Source organism: Mycobacterium asiaticum, assembly GCF_001673365.1.
GTDB lineage: Bacteria > Actinomycetota > Actinomycetes > Mycobacteriales > Mycobacteriaceae > Mycobacterium > Mycobacterium asiaticum_A.
Genome location: NZ_LZLS01000206.1, coordinates 1 through 18,596 on the forward strand (window position 1 = coordinate 1; position 18,596 = coordinate 18,596).

Annotated in this window: 17 protein-coding genes and 1 pseudogene; 11 read left to right on the top strand and 7 right to left on the bottom strand. The window is 65.0% G+C overall.

Annotation, left to right across the window (positions count from 1 at the left end; all coding sequences use genetic code 11):
• From A5634_RS24010 to A5634_RS24020, 3 genes are all read left to right on the top strand, one after another.
• Positions 1–416 (top strand): sensor domain-containing protein (locus tag A5634_RS24010; protein ID WP_155769697.1); only part of this gene is annotated, 416 nt, incomplete at its 5' end.
• On the top strand, positions 413–1,117 hold the full coding sequence (locus A5634_RS24015; protein WP_065146534.1) for a sensor domain-containing protein: 705 nt from the start codon (positions 413–415) through the stop codon (positions 1,115–1,117). The genes A5634_RS24010 and A5634_RS24015, both read left to right, overlap by 4 nt.
• 108 nt (positions 1,118–1,225) lie before the next feature.
• The gene (locus tag A5634_RS24020) at positions 1,226–4,030 is read left to right on the top strand and encodes a helix-turn-helix transcriptional regulator (protein WP_065146535.1); all 2,805 of its coding nucleotides are present in this window, start codon (positions 1,226–1,228) and stop codon (positions 4,028–4,030) included.
• 30 nt (positions 4,031–4,060) lie between these two features.
• Here the strand turns inward: A5634_RS24020 and A5634_RS24025 are convergent, their stop codons facing one another.
• The 3 genes from A5634_RS24025 to A5634_RS24035 are packed head-to-tail and all read right to left on the bottom strand — an operon-like array spanning position 4,061 to position 7,256.
• On the bottom strand, positions 4,061–4,804 hold the full coding sequence (locus A5634_RS24025) for a PP2C family protein-serine/threonine phosphatase (protein WP_065146536.1): 744 nt from the start codon (positions 4,802–4,804) through the stop codon (positions 4,061–4,063).
• Positions 4,804–6,279, bottom strand: a complete 1,476-nt coding sequence (locus A5634_RS24030) for an AMP-binding protein (protein ID WP_065146537.1) — start codon at positions 6,277–6,279, stop codon at positions 4,804–4,806. The genes A5634_RS24025 and A5634_RS24030 overlap by 1 nt, the downstream gene beginning before the upstream one ends.
• Positions 6,276–7,256 (bottom strand): phosphotriesterase, encoded by a 981-nt coding sequence (locus tag A5634_RS24035; RefSeq protein WP_065146538.1) that lies wholly within the window; start codon positions 7,254–7,256, stop codon positions 6,276–6,278. The genes A5634_RS24030 and A5634_RS24035 overlap by 4 nt, the downstream gene beginning before the upstream one ends.
• A 131-nt stretch (positions 7,257–7,387) precedes the next feature.
• Between A5634_RS24035 and A5634_RS24040 the strand changes: the two genes are divergently transcribed.
• From A5634_RS24040 to A5634_RS24050, 3 genes are all read left to right on the top strand, one after another.
• On the top strand, positions 7,388–9,094 hold the full coding sequence (locus tag A5634_RS24040; protein ID WP_065146539.1) for an acyl-CoA dehydrogenase family protein: 1,707 nt from the start codon (positions 7,388–7,390) through the stop codon (positions 9,092–9,094).
• 92 nt (positions 9,095–9,186) lie between these two features.
• Positions 9,187–9,876, top strand: a complete 690-nt coding sequence (locus A5634_RS24045) for a TetR/AcrR family transcriptional regulator (protein WP_065146540.1) — start codon at positions 9,187–9,189, stop codon at positions 9,874–9,876.
• Entirely contained in the window at positions 9,873–10,811 is a 939-nt protein-coding gene (locus A5634_RS24050; protein WP_065146541.1) for a R2-like ligand-binding oxidase, read from the top strand. Before A5634_RS24045 ends, A5634_RS24050 begins: the two co-directional genes overlap by 4 nt.
• Before the next feature lie 86 nt (positions 10,812–10,897).
• On the opposite strand, the gene A5634_RS24055 is transcribed toward A5634_RS24050, so the two are convergent.
• Entirely contained in the window at positions 10,898–12,274 is a 1,377-nt protein-coding gene (locus A5634_RS24055) for an NADP-dependent succinic semialdehyde dehydrogenase (RefSeq protein WP_065146542.1), read from the bottom strand.
• Between the two features lie 90 nt (positions 12,275–12,364).
• Here A5634_RS24055 and A5634_RS24060 point away from each other — a divergent pair, with 90 nt between their 5' ends.
• Both A5634_RS24060 and A5634_RS24070 read left to right on the top strand, forming a co-directional pair.
• Positions 12,365–14,011 (top strand): acetolactate synthase large subunit, encoded by a 1,647-nt coding sequence (locus A5634_RS24060; RefSeq protein WP_065146543.1) that lies wholly within the window; start codon positions 12,365–12,367, stop codon positions 14,009–14,011.
• A gap of 169 nt (positions 14,012–14,180) precedes the next feature.
• Positions 14,181–15,567, top strand: a pseudogene (locus tag A5634_RS24070) (HNH endonuclease signature motif containing protein).
• Between the two features lie 7 nt (positions 15,568–15,574).
• Here the strand turns inward: A5634_RS24070 and A5634_RS24075 are convergent.
• From A5634_RS24075 to A5634_RS24085, 3 genes are read right to left on the bottom strand one after another with little or no spacing between them, the layout of a single operon-like run.
• Complete coding sequence (locus A5634_RS24075) at positions 15,575–15,982, bottom strand: TOBE domain-containing protein (protein ID WP_065146546.1); 408 nt, start codon at positions 15,980–15,982, stop codon at positions 15,575–15,577.
• 19 nt (positions 15,983–16,001) lie between these two features.
• Complete coding sequence (locus A5634_RS24080) at positions 16,002–16,766, bottom strand: hypothetical protein (RefSeq protein ID WP_065146549.1); 765 nt, start codon at positions 16,764–16,766, stop codon at positions 16,002–16,004.
• 8 nt (positions 16,767–16,774) lie between these two features.
• On the bottom strand, positions 16,775–17,179 hold the full coding sequence (locus A5634_RS24085; RefSeq protein ID WP_172831776.1) for a hypothetical protein: 405 nt from the start codon (positions 17,177–17,179) through the stop codon (positions 16,775–16,777).
• 80 nt (positions 17,180–17,259) lie between these two features.
• Here A5634_RS24085 and A5634_RS24090 point away from each other — a divergent pair, with 80 nt between their 5' ends.
• From A5634_RS24090 to A5634_RS24100, 3 genes are all read left to right on the top strand, one after another.
• Positions 17,260–17,763, top strand: a complete 504-nt coding sequence (locus A5634_RS24090; protein WP_253861874.1) for a hypothetical protein — start codon at positions 17,260–17,262, stop codon at positions 17,761–17,763.
• Positions 17,760–18,062: a PE family protein gene (locus A5634_RS24095; protein ID WP_065146548.1), complete on the top strand. Its 303-nt coding sequence runs from the start codon at positions 17,760–17,762 to the stop codon at positions 18,060–18,062. The genes A5634_RS24090 and A5634_RS24095 overlap by 4 nt, the downstream gene beginning before the upstream one ends.
• A gap of 3 nt (positions 18,063–18,065) precedes the next feature.
• A partial coding sequence (locus A5634_RS24100; RefSeq protein ID WP_172831775.1) for a PPE family protein occupies positions 18,066–18,596 on the top strand: 531 nt, incomplete at its 3' end.

Here is an 18,596-nt window from a genome sequence, read left to right on the forward strand (position 1 = left end):
GGGTCCGGGGCACCAACATCAAGGCGGCTTTCGCCGCGATCGGTGTGGACACGGTCGACGGGCAGACGCTGCACGCCACCGGTAAAGATTTCGGCAGCAGCGCCGATCAGCTGATCGCCAAAGCGCCCTCGGCCGATGCGGCCAGTCGGTTCTTGCAGCAACGGCTGCAATCCTGGCGCGCCTGCGACGGCAAAGAGCACGAGGTGGGCGGATCGAAGGCGACGGCAACGATCGTGGCGGACGGGCGCAAGCGAATCGCCGTAAGTTTCAAGTACCCGACCATCCCGAATTTCCAATGCCAACAGGTCGTTGCCGCGGCGGGCGCCACCATCGCGCAGGCATTCGTTTGTGTCGACGGGACGAGTGTCGGTGACAAGGCGAACACCATCGTTTCGCAGATCTTGGGGACCTCATGAACCGAAAGGTGTTGGTCTGTGCGCTGATCACGATCGCCGCCGTGGTGGTGATCGTCGTGACGGCCATCGTCAAGAGCGGGGGGGACAGCGGCGGCACCAAAGCCGAACATGGCACGCCGTTGGCGCCAGGCATCACCAACTCGCTACTCAGCGAAGCCGAACTACGCTCAGCCGTCGGCGACACCGCGCTGGTGACGACGAACTTCACCGGCCGGATGGGTGAAAAGCCGGCCGAGGTCGACCCTGCCGTTTGCGAGGGCGCGTCCACGATTGCGGCGCCCGGGTCCTATATCGGTGTCAACTGGCTGGCGACGCGGGTGATCAGCGCCTCGTCGCCGAAAGGTCAAGGCATGCACTATGCAGCCGAGGGACTTACCGCGCTGGACACACCGGAGGCGGTTCGCCGGTACATGGACAAGGTTGCGCAGGCGTGGCAGGACTGTCTGCGCCAGACGTATTCGACGACGTATGCGGATGGGTCCAAAGGGACCTGGAAGATGTCTGGGATCAACCAGTCCGATACTGCGCTGACCGCCAAGTCGTCGCCGGTCGATTCGAAATACACCTGCCAGCATGCGTTGCGTGCGGAGGCGCAGTACATCATCGACGTGCTGGTGTGCGGCAACGACGTCGCCTATCAGGCGCAGACCGCCGCTGACCGGCTCGTGGCCAAGCTGAAGAAAAATATGCAGGCCTTGTGATGGCCGCTAGTTGCAGAATGTCGATCACCGGCGCGCTGATCGACAATCGCGCTTCTAGCCGAGCACGTTCCGGCGCAAGCCGTTTCGCGGTACTGCGAGAATGCTCACGTGGCGGAACGGATTGCGAACCGGCCGGCTGAGACGCAGGCGGTGGCGGATCTGCTGACGCGCGCCCGACATGGTCCGGCGGGATTGGTGGTCGAGGGCGCGGCGGGTATCGGCAAGACGACGTTGCTGCTCGATGCGATCGGCCAAGCTCAGGACCAGGGGTTTCGCGTGCTGTCCGCGCACGGCTCGCCCGTTGAGGCGTCGTACGCCTACGCTGCGGTGGCGGACCTGATGAGAGAAGTCGATGTCACGGCGTTCGCGGAATTGCCCACTCTGCTTCGGCTTGCACTGGACCGGGCGTGCGTCGGTGGCATCAGCGGGGAAGGCCCGGCCACCGACGAACGCACAGTGGCCACCGCCTTTTTGTCGGTGGTCGAGCGCATCAGCGCGAAAGATCCGATCCTGCTGGTCGTCGACGATATTCAATGGCTGGACGCGTCCAGTCGCGCGGTGATCGGGTTCTGCGGGCGGCGGCTCACCGGCCCGATAGGGATGATGCTGAGCTTACGAACGGATGATCCAGACGCTGCGGACTTGCGGTCCTGGTTGCACTTTCGAAATCCCGAGACCCTCGCCGGCGTGTGCATGCGGCCGTTGAGCCTCGGGGATACGCACGCGATTGTTACGGCCCGGTTGGGCCACCCGCTGCCGCACCCGACGATTACCCGTATTCACGAGGTTTCCGGTGGGAATCCGCTGTTCGCGATCGAACTGGCCAGCGCGGTCGGCAGCGTGCCAGCTGGTACGCGGGGTTTGCCAGACAGCCTGGCTGCGTTGGTGCGCCGAAAAATCGGTGAAATCGGCGAGGAAACTGCGGAGGTATTGCTCGCCGCGGCGTGCATCGAGGCGCCGACCCTGGAGTCTGTGAGTCGTGCCGCCGGTATGCCGGCGGACGACGTGGTCACGTTGTTGGGAAGTGTGGAGAGTCGCGGCGTCATCGCCTTGGACGGTCACCACCTACGGTTCAACCACCCTATGTACGCCACAGGCGTTTACACCGCCGCCAGCCCCGCACGTCGCCGGTCCATGCACCGAAGGCTCGCCTCGGTCGTCGATCAAATGGAAGTCAGGGCACGTCACTTGGCGCTGGCCGCGACGGCCAGTGACGCTGCCACGCTTTCGGCTCTTGACGCTGCGGCCGACGCCAGCGCCCGAAGGGGCGCTTTCGCCGCGGCCGCGGAGCTGAGCGAACTGGCCATTCGGCTGGGTGATGACACCCCACAGCGGCGGGTTCGGGCTGCCGAACATCACTTCCGGTCAGGTTCCCTGAGGGCGGCGCGCGAGCTGCTGCAGCCGGCGATCGACAACTTGCCTCCGGGGGCTGTGCGCTGCGCGGCGCTGCTGCTCCTCGGTGCTGTACTCGGCTACAGCGACGACACGGCAGCCGCCGTACAAGCATTCGTTCAAGCTGTCGACCAGGCCGAGGACGACACCGAATTGCGCCTGTATGCCCTACTGCGCCTGGTCGCCGCAACGGTGATAACAGGACGCATCGACCATGCCGTCGAGTACGCAAGAATCGCGGTCGCTCTCGCCGAGCGACTCGGTATACCTGAACTGCGCAGCCGAGCGCTGTCGATATGGGTCACCGTCACGTTCGTGCACGGCCAGGGCGTGGACCGCCAGTCTCTGTTGACTGCGCTGGAGTTAGAGGATCCGCACGGTGGTGCGACCACTTGGTACCAAGCCAGCGCGGTGCAGGCGATGATCTGCGCCTGGACCGGTGATCTGTCCGAAGCGCACAACCGGATGAGTGCTGTGCGGCACCGAATGCTCAACAGCGGCAACGAATTCGAGATCATCTGGGCTGCCAATCACATCGCTGCCATCAATGTTTGGCTGGGCCGCTACCCCGACGCGGCAGAAGCTTCCCGCGACGCAGTCGAGCGGGCGGAACAGATGGGCGGCCGCCACCTGCTGGTCACGGCGTGGGGCTGGCAGGCTGCAGTCGCTGCCTATCAAGGTCGCGAAGCCGACGCTCGATCCGCTGCCAATGCCGCGATCGACGCAGCAAATGAGATCGGCGCTCCCTACCTTGCCGACGCGCCCACTGCGACGCTGGCGTTCGTCGAAGTGTCGACGGGCGATTACGGCGCGGCCATCGAGGTGTTGGAACCACTGCTGGGAAGATTCGATCCCGCCCACGGCACCGAGATCATGACAGGTGGCCACCTCCCCGACGCGATCGAAGCGTTAGTTGGCCTGGGCCGTGTCGAACAGGCGGACCGTCTAATAACGGCCCTGCAGGAGAACGGAACTCGGCTGAGTCGTAGTTGGATGCTCGCAGTCGCCGCTCGCGGCCGAGCGCTATTTCTGGCCGCGGTGAATGACCTTCCCGGTGCCGAGGAGGCGGCGGTGGGGGCAATGACGCACCACCAGACGCTGTCCATGCCGTTCGAAACCGCCCGCACCCAACTGCTCCTGGGTCAGGTGCAGCGACGACGCCGCCGCAGACAGGAAGCCACAACATCGCTCCGCGCGGCACTGCAGACATTCGACCGCCTGGGTGCACCGCTGTGGGCGTCGCGGGCGCGATCGGAACTCACCCGCCTGGACAGTGCCCGCGGTGACGGACAGTCCTTGACCGCCGCCGAGGCGCGCGTCGCAGAATTGGCGGCGACCGGAAAATCCAATAAGCAGATCGCCGCCGAGTTGTTCGTCTCCGCAAAGACGGTGGAAATGAACCTCAGCCGCGTGTACCGCAAGCTCGGTATCCGATCACGTGGCGGCCTGTCGGCAGCGCTGCGCCAAGGTGACGTCCGGAACGATGACCCGGCGCGCGACCGGATGCCCAACTTGGGGTAACCCGCGAGCGCCGAATGCCGGTCACCCGGGCTAGTCGCCAGAAATGTCGATTACCAGCGCTGTCACGTTGTCCGGCGCGCCGGCTGCCTTGGCCGCCTCGATCAGCACCGCGCACGCCTCGCCGGGATCGTTGTGCTTGGCCAGGATTCGGGTCAACGTGTCCTGGTCGACGACGCCGTGCAGACCGTCGCTGCACAACAGCAGCCGGTCGCCGGCCTGCAGGTCCAGCGCGCTGGAATCAGCGTTCGCCGGGGGCTTCATCCCCATGTAGCGCGTCACCACGTTGCGGACCCGGTAGCCGCCGGCGTCCTCGGGTTCGATCTGCTGCGCGTCAACCAGGGACTGCACCAGCGTGTGGTCCCGGGTCAGCTGCTGTAATTCTCCCCCGCGGAACAGGTAGCCGCGGCTGTCGCCCAGATGCGCCACCAACGCGCGCGAGCTCGCGACCACCACGGCCACCATCGTGCTGTTGGCACCGGCAAGACGCTCATCGGTCTGCGACTTGGTGTGCAGATCGTCGGATAGTCGCGAGATCGCACGGCCCAGCCGCTCGGCCGCATCAGGCTCGCCGCGCTGGTCGGCCGGCAGGAGATGAGCGACGTAGCGGGGCAGACTGTCGATCATCGCCTGGGCGGCCAGTGCGCCGTCGCGGCTGCCGCCCACGCCGTCGGCAACCATGAACAGACGCTGGTCGACGTCCGCGCCCCAGCGATCCTGGTTGTCGGAACGTTCGCAACCGACATCGCTCAAAGCGGAGTACTGCGTGACATGCATCAGGCCCCCCCAACACGCAATCGCGCGATGACTCCGTCACGAACCGCTGAACGGCGCGCCTTGCCGGCGTCGTCACGCAGCGGGGTATCAACGAATTCCACGGTACGTGGCACTTTGTAGGCCGTCAGCCGTTCGCCCAGGAACTCCTGCACGGCGGCCTCGTCCAGGGTCGATCCGGACACGGTGTGGACCAGTGCGTACGGCACCTGTCCGAGGTCCCCTGAATTTGGGTCGGGAACGCCAACGACCAAGCAGGACAACACTTCCGGATGCGCGGATAGCGCATTCTCGATCTCGGCCGGGTACACATTGCGGCCGCCGACGGTGAACATGTCCACGCGGCGGTCGGACAGATACAGAAACCCGTCGGCGTCGAAATAGCCGAGGTCGCCCAGGGAGTCCCAACCGTCGCGGCTCTTGGCCTTGACGCCCACGTACCGGTACGTCGCCGCGCTGCCCGGACTAGGGCGCATGTAGACCTCGCCGACGACACCGGGCGGACACGGGTTGCCGTCGTCGTCAAGCACTTTCATCTCCCCGCTGACCACCTGGCCGACCGATCCGGGGTGGGCCAGCCACTGCTCACCGGAGATGAACGTCAACGCCTGAAGTTCGGTGCCACCGTAAAGCTCCCAGAGCGCCTCGGGGCCCAGCAGCTTGATCCAGGCTTCCTTGACGGCCGGCGGACACGGCGCACCGACATGCCAGAACCGTCGGATCGAGGACAGGTCATAGGAATCCGGATCAGCGTGGTAGACCGGCAACACCCGCTGCATGATCGTGGGCACCGTGGTCAGGAACGTGACCCGGTACTCGGCGATCAGGCGGAGGAACTCGTGCGGGTCGAACCGCGGCAGCAGCACCAGATGGTGACCCATCAGCAATGCGATTGTCGCGGTGGTGAACCCGGTGTTGTGGCTCAACGGCACCGGTACCAGCGTGGTGTCGCCTTCCTGCGCACCCAGCGGGTACCCGATGGCCGGCGGGACGCGGCTGTCGCCGCCGGCTTCGATGAGTTTGGGACGCCCGGTGCTGCCGCCGGAGGCCAACGACTTCCAGGTCGGCGACACTGCCTCCGGCAACTCGGCGTCTGAATAGTCATCGGGTGTGAATCCCGTTGGCACACTGGGTGTTTGAGATCGAGGGTCGGCCCGTCCGACCAGCAGTGCCCGCGGCTTGAGTTCCAGCAGATCAAGCAACTCGGCGTCCGGCAACCGCGGGGACAGCGGCTGGGGCACCGCGCCCAGCTTCCAGCAAGCGACCGTGGCCTGTACCCACTCCACCGAGTTGGGCAGCAGGATGGTCACGTAGTCGCCGACGCGCACGCCGCGCTCGGCGTAGGCGCGGGCCAGCCGGTTGGTGGACTGGTCGAGCTCGGCGCGGGTGATGGTACGTCCGTCGCAGCTGACGGCCGGTTTGTCCGGGGCTGCGTCGGCCAGTCGCGATATCTGGGTTCCGATCGGCGCGACTGTCACTGATAGGCGCCCTGTCTTTCGAAGATGCGACGGGGGTTCTCGACCAGCATGGTGTGCAGCTGCTCGTCGGTCACACCGCGTTGCTTGAGAGCGGGAATCACGTCGTTGTGGATATGCAGATAATGCCAATTCGGTGCCATCTGCGGGACCAGATCTTCGGGCAACGCGTCGAAATAGCAGTTCGCGTCGTGCGAGAGCACCATCTTGTCGGCGTGCCCACGTTCGCACATGGTGGCCACGATGCCCACCCGCTCTTCGAACGGCAGGATCACGTCGATGCCGAACCGGTCCATCCCCAGATAGGAGCCGGCCGAGATGAGCTCCTCGAGGTAGCCGACGTCGGTGCTGTCGCCGGAGTGCCCGATGATCACCCGGGTCAGGTCCACGCCTTCTTCTTCGAAGATGCGCTGCTGCTCGAGGCCGCGTCGCAACCCGGCGTGGGTATGGGTGGAGATCGGCACCCCGGTGCGCTTGTGTGCCTGGGCGACCGCGCGCAGCACCCGTTCGACGCCGGGGGTGATGCCGGGCTCGTCGGTGGCGCACTTGAGGATCCCGGCCTTGATGCCGGTGTCGGCGATGCCCTGCTCGATGTCGCGGACGAACATGTCGGTCATGATTTCCGGGCCGTCCAGCATCCCGCCGGGGCCTTCGTAGTGGAACCGGAAGGGAATGTCGTTGTAGGTGTAAAGCCCGGTCGCCACAACGATATTCAGTTCGGTGGCCGCGGCCACCCTGGCGATGCGGGGGATGTAGCGGCCCAACCCGATGACGGTGAGGTCGACGATGGTGTCCACGCCGCGGGCCTTCAACTCGTTGAGCCGGGCGATGGCATCGGCCACCCGCTTTTCTTCGTCTCCCCAGGCGTCGGGATAGTTCAGCGCGATTTCGGTGGTCATGATGAACACGTGCTCGTGCATGAGCGTGACGCCGAGATCCGCGGTATCGATTGTTCCCCGAGCAGTATTTAGTTCTGACACGCCTTTGATGCTAGGTCGGTTTGGTGGTCGGCCAACAGTGCCGATTTTGTCGGCTCGTGCTCCACCGGTGGCGCCGTTGCAGTACGGTCTACCCGTCCTGCCCCCCTCTCGACCCGCTCTGGAGCCCCCTGATGCTGCTCAACCCGAACAACCTGCAACGCAAGTACCCGGACGCGCGGTCGAGCGAGATCATGCAGGCGACGGTCGACTTTTTCGAGAAGCGGGGCAAGGCCAAGCTCAAGCACGACGCCCACGAGCGCGCTTGGTACACCGACTTCCTGAACCACATCGCGGAAAACCGCATTTTTGCGTCGCTGCTGACCCCGGCCGAGTACGGCGCACCGGACTGCCGGTGGGACACCTACCGGATCAGCGAGTTCGCCGAGATCATCGGCTTCTACGGGTTGAGCTACTGGTACCCGTTCCAGGTGACGGCCCTGGGACTGGGCCCGATCTGGATGAGCGACAACGAGGACGCCAAACGCAAGGCCGCCGCCCAGCTGGAACAGGGCGAGGTGTTCGCCTTCGGTCTGTCCGAGAAGGCGCATGGCGCCGACGTCTACCAGACCGACATGATATTGACCCCGAGCGAGCACGGCTGGACCGCCAGCGGCGAGAAGTACTACATCGGCAACGCCAACGTCGCCCGGATGGTCTCCACCTTCGGCCGCATCGAGGACGGCTCGAAGGATTCTGAATACGTTTTCTTCTCCGCCGACTCTCAAGACGACCGCTACGACTGCAAGAAGAACGTGGTCAACTCGCAGAACTACGTGGCGAACTACGCGCTGAACGAGTACCCCGTCACCGAGGCCGACCTGTTGCACCGGGGCATGGGCGCCTTCCACGCCGCGCTCAACACCGTCAACGTCTGCAAATACAACCTGGGTTGGGGCTCTGTCGGCATGTGCACCCACGCTTTCTACGAGGCCATCACGCACGCCGCCAACCGTCACCTCTACGGCACCGTTGTCACCGACTTCAGCCACGTGCGGCGCCTACTCACCGACGCCTACGCGCGCCTGGTCGCGATGCGCCTGGTGTGCACCCGCGCCTCGGACTACATGCGCAGCGCCGCCGCCGAAGACCGTCGCTACCTGCTCTACAGCCCGCTGACCAAGGCCAAGGTGACCAGCGAGGGGGAGCGCGTCATCACCGCGTTGTTCGACGTGATCGCGGCCAAGGGCGTGGAGAAGGACATGTTCTTCGAAACGGTGGCCCAGGAGATCGGCATGCTGCCCCGGCTGGAGGGCACCGTCCACATCAATATCGGGTTGCTGGCGAAGTTCATGCCCAACTTCCTGTTCGCCCCGGATGCCGCGCTACCGCAGATCGGCCGCCGCGACGACGACGCCGACGACACGTTCCTGTTCAACCAGGGACCGACGGGCGGTCTGGGCAAGGTGCGCTTCCACGACTGGCGGGCCTCCTTCGACAGCTACGCCCATCTGCCGAATGTCGCTCTGCTGCGCGAGCAGACCGATGTGCTTGCCGAGATGCTGGCGTCGGCAACCCCGGATGCCGCGCAGCAGAAGGACATCGATTTCGCGTTCGGCGTGGGTCAGATTTTCGCGTTGGTGCCGTACGCCCAGCTGATCCTGGAGGAGGCGGCGCTTTCTGGTGTGGACGAGGCACTGATCGACGAGATCTTCGCTCTGCTGGTCCGCGACTTCAACAGCTACGCCGTCGAACTCAACGACAAGGCCGCCACCACCGATGAGCAGGCGCGCTTCGCGCTGCGGATGATCCGGCGCCCGAACAATGACCCGGCTCGCTACGAGAAGGTGTGGCAGGAGTTCGTGCTGCCGCTCAACGGCGCCTACGAGATGCGGCCCTGAGCGCTCGCGCGGGCCTGCTCACCCGGTCGGCTTGACTGTGACGGCCCTCACAGTAGAATGACCAGTGGTCATATCTGTTGCGAGGGGGCTTTATGCCAACAGTTACCTGGGCCCGCGTCGACCCAGCACGTAGAGCCGCCGTAATCGAAGCCGCGGAGGCCGAATTCGGCGCCCATGGATTCTCCAACGGCAGCCTGAACGTCATCGCCCGGCGCGCCGGCGTCGCCAAGGGCAGCCTGTTCCAATACTTCGCGGACAAGCGCGACCTCTACGCCTTCATCGCCGACGTCGCCAGCCAGCGGGTGCGCAATTACGTGGAAGGCGTCATTCGCGAACTGGATCCGACTCGTCCGTTCTTCGACTTCCTCACCGAACTGCTCGACGCCTGGGTTGCCTACTATGCCGAACATCCGCGGGAACGCGCCCTGCACGCCGCGGCCACGCTCGAGGTCGACACCGATGCCCGCATCAGCGTGCGCAACGTCATTCACCGCCATTACCTGGAGGTTTTGCGGCCGTTGGTCACCGAGGCGTTGCGCCGCGGAGACCTGCGGGAGGACTGCGATACGGACGCACTGCTGTCGCTGCTGTTGATGATCTTCCCGCACCTGGCGCTGGCGCCGTACATGCGCGGCCTGGACCCGATTCTCGGTCTCGACGAACCCACCCCGGAGCAGCCGGCGCTGGCGGTGCGCAGACTCGTCGCGGTGCTCTCCGATGCCTTCTCGCCCCGCACTTCGGCCATCAGCCCCGAGCCGACCCTGTCAGAGGAGATCACATGACACGTACCCATTCCGGCTCCATGGTTGCCGGCGGCCTCAACTGGGATAGCTTGCCGCTCAAGCTGTTTGCCGGTGGCAACGCCAAGTTCTGGAACCCCGCCGACATCGATTTCTCCCGCGACCGGGAGGACTGGGAGAAGCTCACGGAGTCCGAGCGTGACTACGCCACCCGACTGTGCGCCCAGTTCATCGCCGGTGAGGAGGCCGTGACCGAGGACATTCAGCCGTTCATGGCCGCGATGCGCGCCGAGGGGCGCCTCGGCGACGAGATGTATTTAACGCAGTTCGCATTCGAGGAAGCCAAGCACGTTCAGGTGTTCCGGATGTGGCTCGACGCGGTCGGAATGACCGGCGATCTGCACGGGTACCTCGAAGACCTGCCCACCTACCGGGAGATCTTCTACGAGGAATTGCCGGCCTGCCTCAACGCGTTGACCGACGATGCGTCCCCGGCCGCGCAGGTGCGGGCATCGGTTACCTACAACCACATCGTCGAAGGCATGCTGGCGCTCACCGGCTACTACGCGTGGAACAAGATCTGCGTGGAGCGGCGCATCCTGCCCGGTATGCAGGAACTGGTCCGGCGCATCGGTGACGACGAACGCCGGCACATGGCCTGGGGCACGTTCACCTGCCGCCGTCACGTCGCCGCCGACGACGCCAACTGGACCGTTTTCGAGAACCGGATGAACGAGCTCATTCCGATGGCGTTGCGCCTGACCGGAGACGGCTTTGCCCTGTACGGGGAAAACCCGCCGTTCGACTTGTCGCAGGAGGACATGTTGTCCTACTCCATGGACAAGGGCATGCGCCGGTTCGGCACCATCAGCAGCGCCCGCGGCCGCCCGGTCGGCGAGATCGACCTGGACTACTCGCCGGTGCAGCTCGAAGACGATTTCGCCAACGAGGACGAGCGCGCGCTTGCCGCCGTTTAGCCACACTTTTCCCTCGGCGAGCAGACGCAGAGTCGCACGAAATCGGCCTGATCAGTGCGACTCTGCGTCTGCTCGCGGCGGGAACGTTAGCCCACCCAGACCGTTTTGGCGTTGCAGAACTCGCGGATGCCCAGGCCCGCCAACTCCCGGCCATAGCCTGACCGCTTGACGCCGCCGAACGGCAACTCCGGGTAGGACACCGTCATCCCGTTGATGAAGACGGCGCCCGCCACAATGTCGTCGATGAAGCGCTGCTGCTCGGCTTCGTCCTGGGTCCACGCGTTGGAGCCCAGTCCGAACGTGGTGGCGTTGGCGATCTCGATCGCCTCGTCGATGTCAGCCGTCCGATACACCGAGGCGACCGGACCGAACACCTCTTCGGTGTAGAGCGACATGTCCTTGGTGATATCGCTGATGACGGTCGGCGGGTAGAACCAGCCAGGCCGGTCGGGGGTCTTACCGCCGGTTCGGATCGTTGCGCCCGCGGCGGCGGCGTTCTCGACCTGCTCGGCGATCTCGTCGCGACCCGACTCGGTGGCAAGCGGTCCGACGTCCGTGTCGGGGTCGGTCGGGTCGCCGACCTTCAGCGCCTCCATCCGCGCGACGAACTTGTCCAGGAATTCGTCGTAGATGTCGGTGTGGACGATGAACCGCTTGGCCGCGATGCAGGATTGTCCGTTGTTCTGTACCCGTCCGGTGACGGCCGTTTTCACCGCTGCGTCCAGATCCGCGGACGGCATCACGATGAAGGGGTCGCTGCCGCCGAGTTCCAACACGGTCGGTTTGATCTCATCACCCGCAATGGCGCCGACCGACTGGCCGGCGGGTTCGCTGCCGGTCAGAGTGGCCGCGGCGACGCGCGGATCGCGCAGGATCTTCTCCACGGCGGCAGACCCGACCAACAGTGTTTGGAAGCAGCCGTCCGGGAAGCCGCCGCGGGAAATGACGTCGGCGAGATAGAGCGCGCACTGCGGCACGTTCGACGCGTGCTTGAGCAGCCCGACATTGCCGGCCATCAGCGCCGGCGCGGCGAACCGCACCGCTTGCCACAGCGGGAAGTTCCACGGCATCACTGCCAGCACCACGCCGAGTGGTTGATACCGGGTGTATGCCTGGGATGCGTTGACCTGCCCGGCGTCGGCCGGTTCGTCGGCGAGCAGCGCTTCGGCGTTCTCGGCGTAGTAGCGAAAGCCCTTGGCGCACTTGATGGCTTCAGCCTTCGCCGCGGACAGCGTCTTGCCCATCTCGAGGGTCATCATCGCCGCGGTCTCGTCGGCTTCCTTCTCCAACAAGTCGGCGGTGGCGTTTGCCCACTCGGCGCGCTGGGCATAGGTGGTGTTGCGGCGGTAGTCGTGGAAGCGCTCGTAGGCGCGCGCAATCGCTGCTTCGACTTCGTCGTCGGTTGCGGGGGTGAAGGTTTTGACGGTCTCGCCGGTGGCCGGGTTGATGGTGGCGATGGGCACGCTGGCCCTCCTTCATCTGCGTTTCGTCGGGGTTGTTCCAATCTCTCTGATATCTAGCCTGCCACTATCGTGGCCAAACGGAGGTGGCGGATGTCCACAGCAGCTGAACTGATCGTCAAGTGCTTGGAAAACGAGGGCGTTTCCGTCGTCTTCGGTCTACCCGGCGAAGAGAACATCCGATTTATCCAGGCCTTGGCGGCTTCCGACATCCGCTACGTGCTGACCCGGCACGAACAGGCCGCGGCGTTCATGGCCGAAATGTACGGCCGCGTCACCGGGCGGGCCGGGGTGGTGTCGGCGACGTTGGGTCCCGGAGCGATCAACATGCAACTCGGCGTCGCCGATGCGACCACCAACAGCACCCCGGTGGTCGCCATCTCCGCCCAGGTCGGCCAGGACCGCGAATACAAGGAGTCGCATCAGTACGTCGATTTGGTGTCGATGTTCGCTCCGATCACCCGGTGGGCGGCCGCGATCCCTACCGCGCATGCGATACCCGAGATGGTCCGCAAGGCGTTCAAGGTTGCCGAGACGGAACGTCCGGCCGCGGTGTATCTGGCGGTTCCCGAGCACATCGACGCCGACGCCGACGACTATCCGGACCTGGCGCCGTTGCGGCGGAACGTCGTGCGCGCCGACGCGCCGGCGCCGCGACAGGTGGCCCGGGCCGTTGACGTCCTGCGCAACGCGGCCCGACCGGTGGTGCTGGCCGGGCACGGCGCCGCACGAAGCAATGCGACCGCCGCCCTGGTGCGGTTCGCCGAAGAGCTCGGGGTCCGCGTCGCCAACACGTTCCACGGCAAGGGCGTCATGCCGGATGATCATCCCAACAGCATTGGGACGCTGGGGTTCATGCGGCACGATTACGTAAACTTCGGATTCGACGACGCCGACACGGTGATCGCGGTGGGCTATGAGTTGCAGGAATTCGACCCGGTGCGGATCAACCCGGACTCCGACAAGAAGATCATCCACATTCATCGTTTCCCCGCCGAAGTCGACATGCACTACTCGGTGGAAGTGGGAATCATCGGGGACATCAGCGACTCGTTGAATGAGCTGACCGACGCGCTGTCCGGGCACCGCTTCGACGACGCCGAGGTGGCCGGATCCGGTTTGTTGGCCGAGGAGTTCGCTCGGGGACAACAGGATTCGCGATACCCGTTGGCGCCTGCGCGGGTGGTCGCCGACACGCGAGAAGCGTTGGGACGCGACGACGTGGTGCTGGTCGACACGGGCGCGACCAAGATGTGGATGGCTCGACTGTATCCAACCTATGAGCACAACACCTGTCTGATCTCAAATGGCCTGTCCACCATGGGGTTTGCTCTGCCGGGTGCATTGGGAGTCAAGCTCGCGCGCCCGGATTGCAAGGTGCTGGCGGTGGTGGGTGATGGCGCGTTCCTGATGAACTCCCAAGAGATCGAAACTGCGGTGCGGGAGAAGATTCCGTTGGTGGTGCTGATCTGGGAGGACGGCGGTTACGGGCTGATCGAGTGGAAAATGGACCTCGAGCTCGGTGAGCATCACCACATATCATTCGGCAACCCGGATGTGGTGAGTTACGCAGAAGCCTTCGGCGCCAAGGGATATCGAATCGAGAAGGCCGAAGACTTGTTGCCCACGCTGCGCGCCGCACTCGACGATGACGGTGTGTCGCTGATCGCGTGCCCGGTTGACTATTCGGAGAATCTGCGACTGACCGACCGACTGGGTGAGTTGGACGAGACGCTCTGAGTTGCCGGCGCGAGTCCCAGCTGTCACTTGCGCATCTGTCTGGGGGACAATGTAAATTTTGCCCGGCTCTGCGCGACAACTAGTTGGGCGGGGGATTGGTCAACTCCGCGAAGACGTTTCGTCCGGGCACGAACGGTTCTTGTCAGTGGGTCTTCGTAGAATTGGGCGCGTGGGTTCGAGCACATACGCGCAGATCGCCGCGGCGTTGGGTGAGCTTGATGTGTGTGCGGATCGATTGTGTGAGTTGACGTTTGATGCGCCGGCTGCGGCGGAGTTGCTGGGCATCATGAAGAGTCTGCAGCGGGTGGTGCGTAAGTTGCGGGTGCCCGGGCATGCGGTGATCAATCAATTGGGGTCGGTGGCGAGTCCTGCGGAGTTAGGGGGCGCGTTGGACCAGGCGTTGGCGGATCGGTTGCGTCACCAAATCCGAGGCCAGGCGCTGGATCGCCGAGGCCGCCGATTTAGGTCCGCGTCGCGCGCTGACGGGTGCACCGTTGGCGCCGGTATTGCCTGCAGTCGCGGCTGCGGAGCGGCGCGGTGAGATTGGCCAGGCTCAGGTCGCGGTGATCCGGCAATTCTTCGCCAAGCTGCCCGAACATGTCGATGCCATCGGCCGGGAGAAGGCCGAGGCCGATCTGGCGTTGATCGCCAGTGGGTTTCGCCCCGATGAGCTGGCCGAGTACGCGCGGGTCCTCAAGGACTGCCTCAAGCCTGACGGCGACTTCAACCCCCAAGACGCTCCCGCGCGGGCCCGTAAGCGCGGCATCACCATTGGCAAACAGCAACCCGATGGCATGTCCAAGATCAGCGGGCACCTCACCCCCGAGTGCCGGGCCACCCTGGAACCGGTGCTGGCCAAGCTGGCCGCCCCGGGCATGTGCAACCACGCCGATGAAAACCCGGTGCTCACCGGTAGGGCTTCGGCGGCGGCGGTCGATCGGGACAGCCGCGATCAGGCTCAACGCAACCACGACGCGCTGCAGGCCGGGTTTCGCGAGCTGCTGAAGTCGAAAAAGCTGGGCCAGCATCACGGGTTGCCGACCTCGATCATCATCACCACCACCTTGGCCGAACTCGAGGCCGGGGCAGGGCGGGCGTTGACCGCCGGGGGCACCCTGTTGCCGATGTCTGAAGTGATCCGGCTGTGCCAGCCCGCGCACCACTACCTGGCGGTCTTCGACGAAGACAAAACCGCGGCGCTCTATCACGGCAAGCGGATCGCTTCCCCTGAGCAACGGCTGGTGTTGTTGGCCAAGGACCGCGGTTGTACCCGCCCGGGGTGTACGGTCCCCGGCTACTGGACCCAGGTCCATCACCTCGAAGGCTGGTTCGCCAAACGCCGCACCCACATCGACGAACTCACCCTGGCCTGCGGACCCGACAATCGCCTCGTCGAGCTACGCAACTACATCACCCGCAGAAACGCCCACGGCCAAACCGAATGGATACCACCCGAACAGCTCGAATACGGACGCCCACGCGTCAATTGCATGCATCATCCCGAACGAGCACTCAAACCCGACAGGGAGAAAGAAGAGCACGACGATCCACCGTGAGCGCAGGTTACGAATTCTGCTCGGGCACTTCGACAATCACGTTGGTTGCCTTGATCACCGCTACGGCGACGCTGCCGGGCTCGAGCTTCAATTCCTGTGCGGCTTGGGTACTCATCAGGGAGACGACGGTGTGCGGCCCGCATTGCATTTCGACCTGCGTCATTACCTTGTCGGCAAGCACTTTGGTCACCAGCCCGACGAAGCGGTTGCGTGCGGAACTGCCGACGCCAAGCGGATTGGCTGGGGATGGCGGTGCGTTGGTGCGCCAGAATTCGGCAAGGACGTCACCGGCAATCACTTTGCGCCCGGAGCTGTCCTGTTCGGCAACCAATGCACCTTGCTGGATCCACCGGCGTACGGTGTCGTCGCTCACGCCGAGCAACTCTGCTGCTTCCCGGATTCGTAGCGTCGGCACGAACGAATCCTACTGTCGATCAGTGTTGTTTCACGATCGCCCGCGGCGCGGTCCGCCACCGTCGACCACCGCAGGACTCGCGAGGGGGTTCCAACAACAGCACACTGCGACCGTCGAGCAACACCGGATGTACCCAGTCGCCCAACTCAATTGGCTCCCCGGAGCTGGGCCGGCGGTGGCCGCCGTCACGTGCATCATCGAGGGGGATGCGCGCACGTAGATCATCAATCGTGGACTCGTTGGGCAGTTCGTAGAGACCAGGCAAGGTAATGAACAGCCCGTCGTTTCCCGATATGTGCAAACCGACCGCAGCCAACGCGCCCAACACCCCGTCCTGGGTGCCGCCATGTCCGGAAAGATGTACGCCGAGCGTCACGGCGAGCTCGCGAGCTTGGTTGGTACGCAGCACTTCTCGCTTGGCGCGACGCCCGAAATCGATCAGCGCCGCGGCATCCCGAAGTTGACTCGGAATAACCACCGCCAGCCCCGGATCGGCGTCCGGCGGACAAACCCGTTCGAGGAAGCGCCCGGCAAGTTCAATAACCTCTGCCTGCACGTCCTGCGGGTCCTGCCCGGCACTTCGCCAGGCCAGGCATGCGCTGGAATTGTGCGACGTGTACGGAATCCGGTCGTCGACGAGTAGCTGGTGGCGGGTAGCTCCGGCAGCGGTTCCCAGCCCCGCCTCCGCGAGCTCAACCAGCAGCGCACGCGCCCGGCGTCCCGTGCCTGGGCCGCGTAGATCGTCGGTGTCGTCGATGCCGATCAGGAGGTCGACACCGTCCATGGCCAGGCTCACGGGTTGACCACAAGTTTGGTGACGTCGCGCACCCACCGATCACGCGGCAATCCAGTTCCGGTGAGTTTGAGGGTATTTCGCTTAGTCACGTTCAGGATGATCGCATCGGTGAGCTCGTTGGCACCGAGGGTCTGCGCTGGGTCGCGGCCCTCTGCCCGTACCCGGTCAACGCTCGTGACGCCCGTCGCATCGAGAACGGAGCGCACCGTCGGTCCCTGCTGGACCTGCGCACCGCCGGAATGCGGTGTCTCGACGTCGACCTGCGGCAAGCTCAGCAGTTGATCCAGGCTGAACAGAGTCAGCACCCGATCGTTCTGCTGGACGGCGAGCTGAGCTGGGCCGTCGGGCGCCGTCGCGCATGCGTCGATACCACCGCCTAGTGCCACAAGAACTGAGACCAGAACTGCCGCTCTCCGCATGTACAGGAATTATGCAGGAAAACATCCGCATCTGAGGATCAATTAGGAGTAATGTTCCGCACGTGACGTCACAGGGGACAACGCGGACGCCGGTCTACCGGGTGCGTGGGACACTGACGCCGCGCGCGGCAGGCATCACCCGGGAGATCGCCTTTCCGGTGCTGGCCGTCGTCGCGATCGTCGGTTACGCGGATATTCGTATTCCGATGGGACTGCCGGGACACCGCGGGTTGATCTGGCTGACCCTGCTGGTCGCGGTAGTCCTGGCCACCCACCGTCGGGCGACGGTGCTGGCGGTCGGAGCCGCTGCGACAATCGCCACCGTCGCGATACACGGCAGCACGCGCTACCTGGCCGCGGCGATCCTGCTCTATCTGGTAGCTGCCGTGGCGCGCCGACAGTTGGCAGTGCTCGCCGCCGCGCCGATCCACCTGGTCGCTGTGACCGATTCGTTGATGTTCGTACCCGAGAAGTTGTGGTTCCATCTGGGTTTCGGCCTGGCCGCAGGGCTGCTGGGCTGGGCAATCGCCTGGGCTATCGGGATGGCAACCGGAAACAGCTCATGACTTTGCGGGTGGTGCCCGAAGGCTTGGCCGCAACCAGTGCTGCGGTCGAGGCTATCGCCGCTCGGCTGGCGGCCGTACACGCGGCGGCAGCCCCGGTGATCTCGACGGTGCTGCCACCCGCGGTTGACCCGGTGTCGGTGCAGGCGGCATTGCAGTTCAGCTCGGAGGGCGGCCAGCATGAGGCGGTCGTCGCCGACGGTGTCGAGGTGTTGGGCCGGGCGGGCATCGGTGTCGCCGCGGCAGGAGCCAGCTACGCCGCTTCAGACGCGACGGCAGCCACGGCATATTCGGGTGCCTAACAAATGCTTGGCCCCATCTGGATGGCGTCGCCTCCGGAAGTGCATTCGGCGTTGTTGAGCACCGGACCGGGTCCGGGGCCGCTGTTGGCCGCGGCTCAGACCTGGACGGGACTCAGCGTCGAATACGAGTTGGCCGCAACCGAACTCACCGCGGTTCTGGCCGATGCGCAACAGGCTTGGGAAGGTCCGACGGCGATGACCTACGCCGCCGCCCACGGTCCTTACCTGGAGTGGCTGATGCTAGCCGGCGCCGTCAGTACCGAGGCGGCGGCCCGGCACGAGGTGGTGGCGGCCGCATACTCCGCAGCGCTGACGGCCATGCCGACCCTGGCCGAGCTGGCCGCCAACCACGCCACCCACGCCGCTTTGGTTGCGACGAATTTCTTTGGTATCAACACGATTCCGATCGCCTTGAACGAGGCCGACTACGCCCGGATGTGGGTCCAAGCGGCCACCACGATGAGCACTTATCAAGCGACCGCCAACGCTGCCGCCAGCACCCCAGGCGGCGGTGGCGGCGGCGGAGGCGGTGGT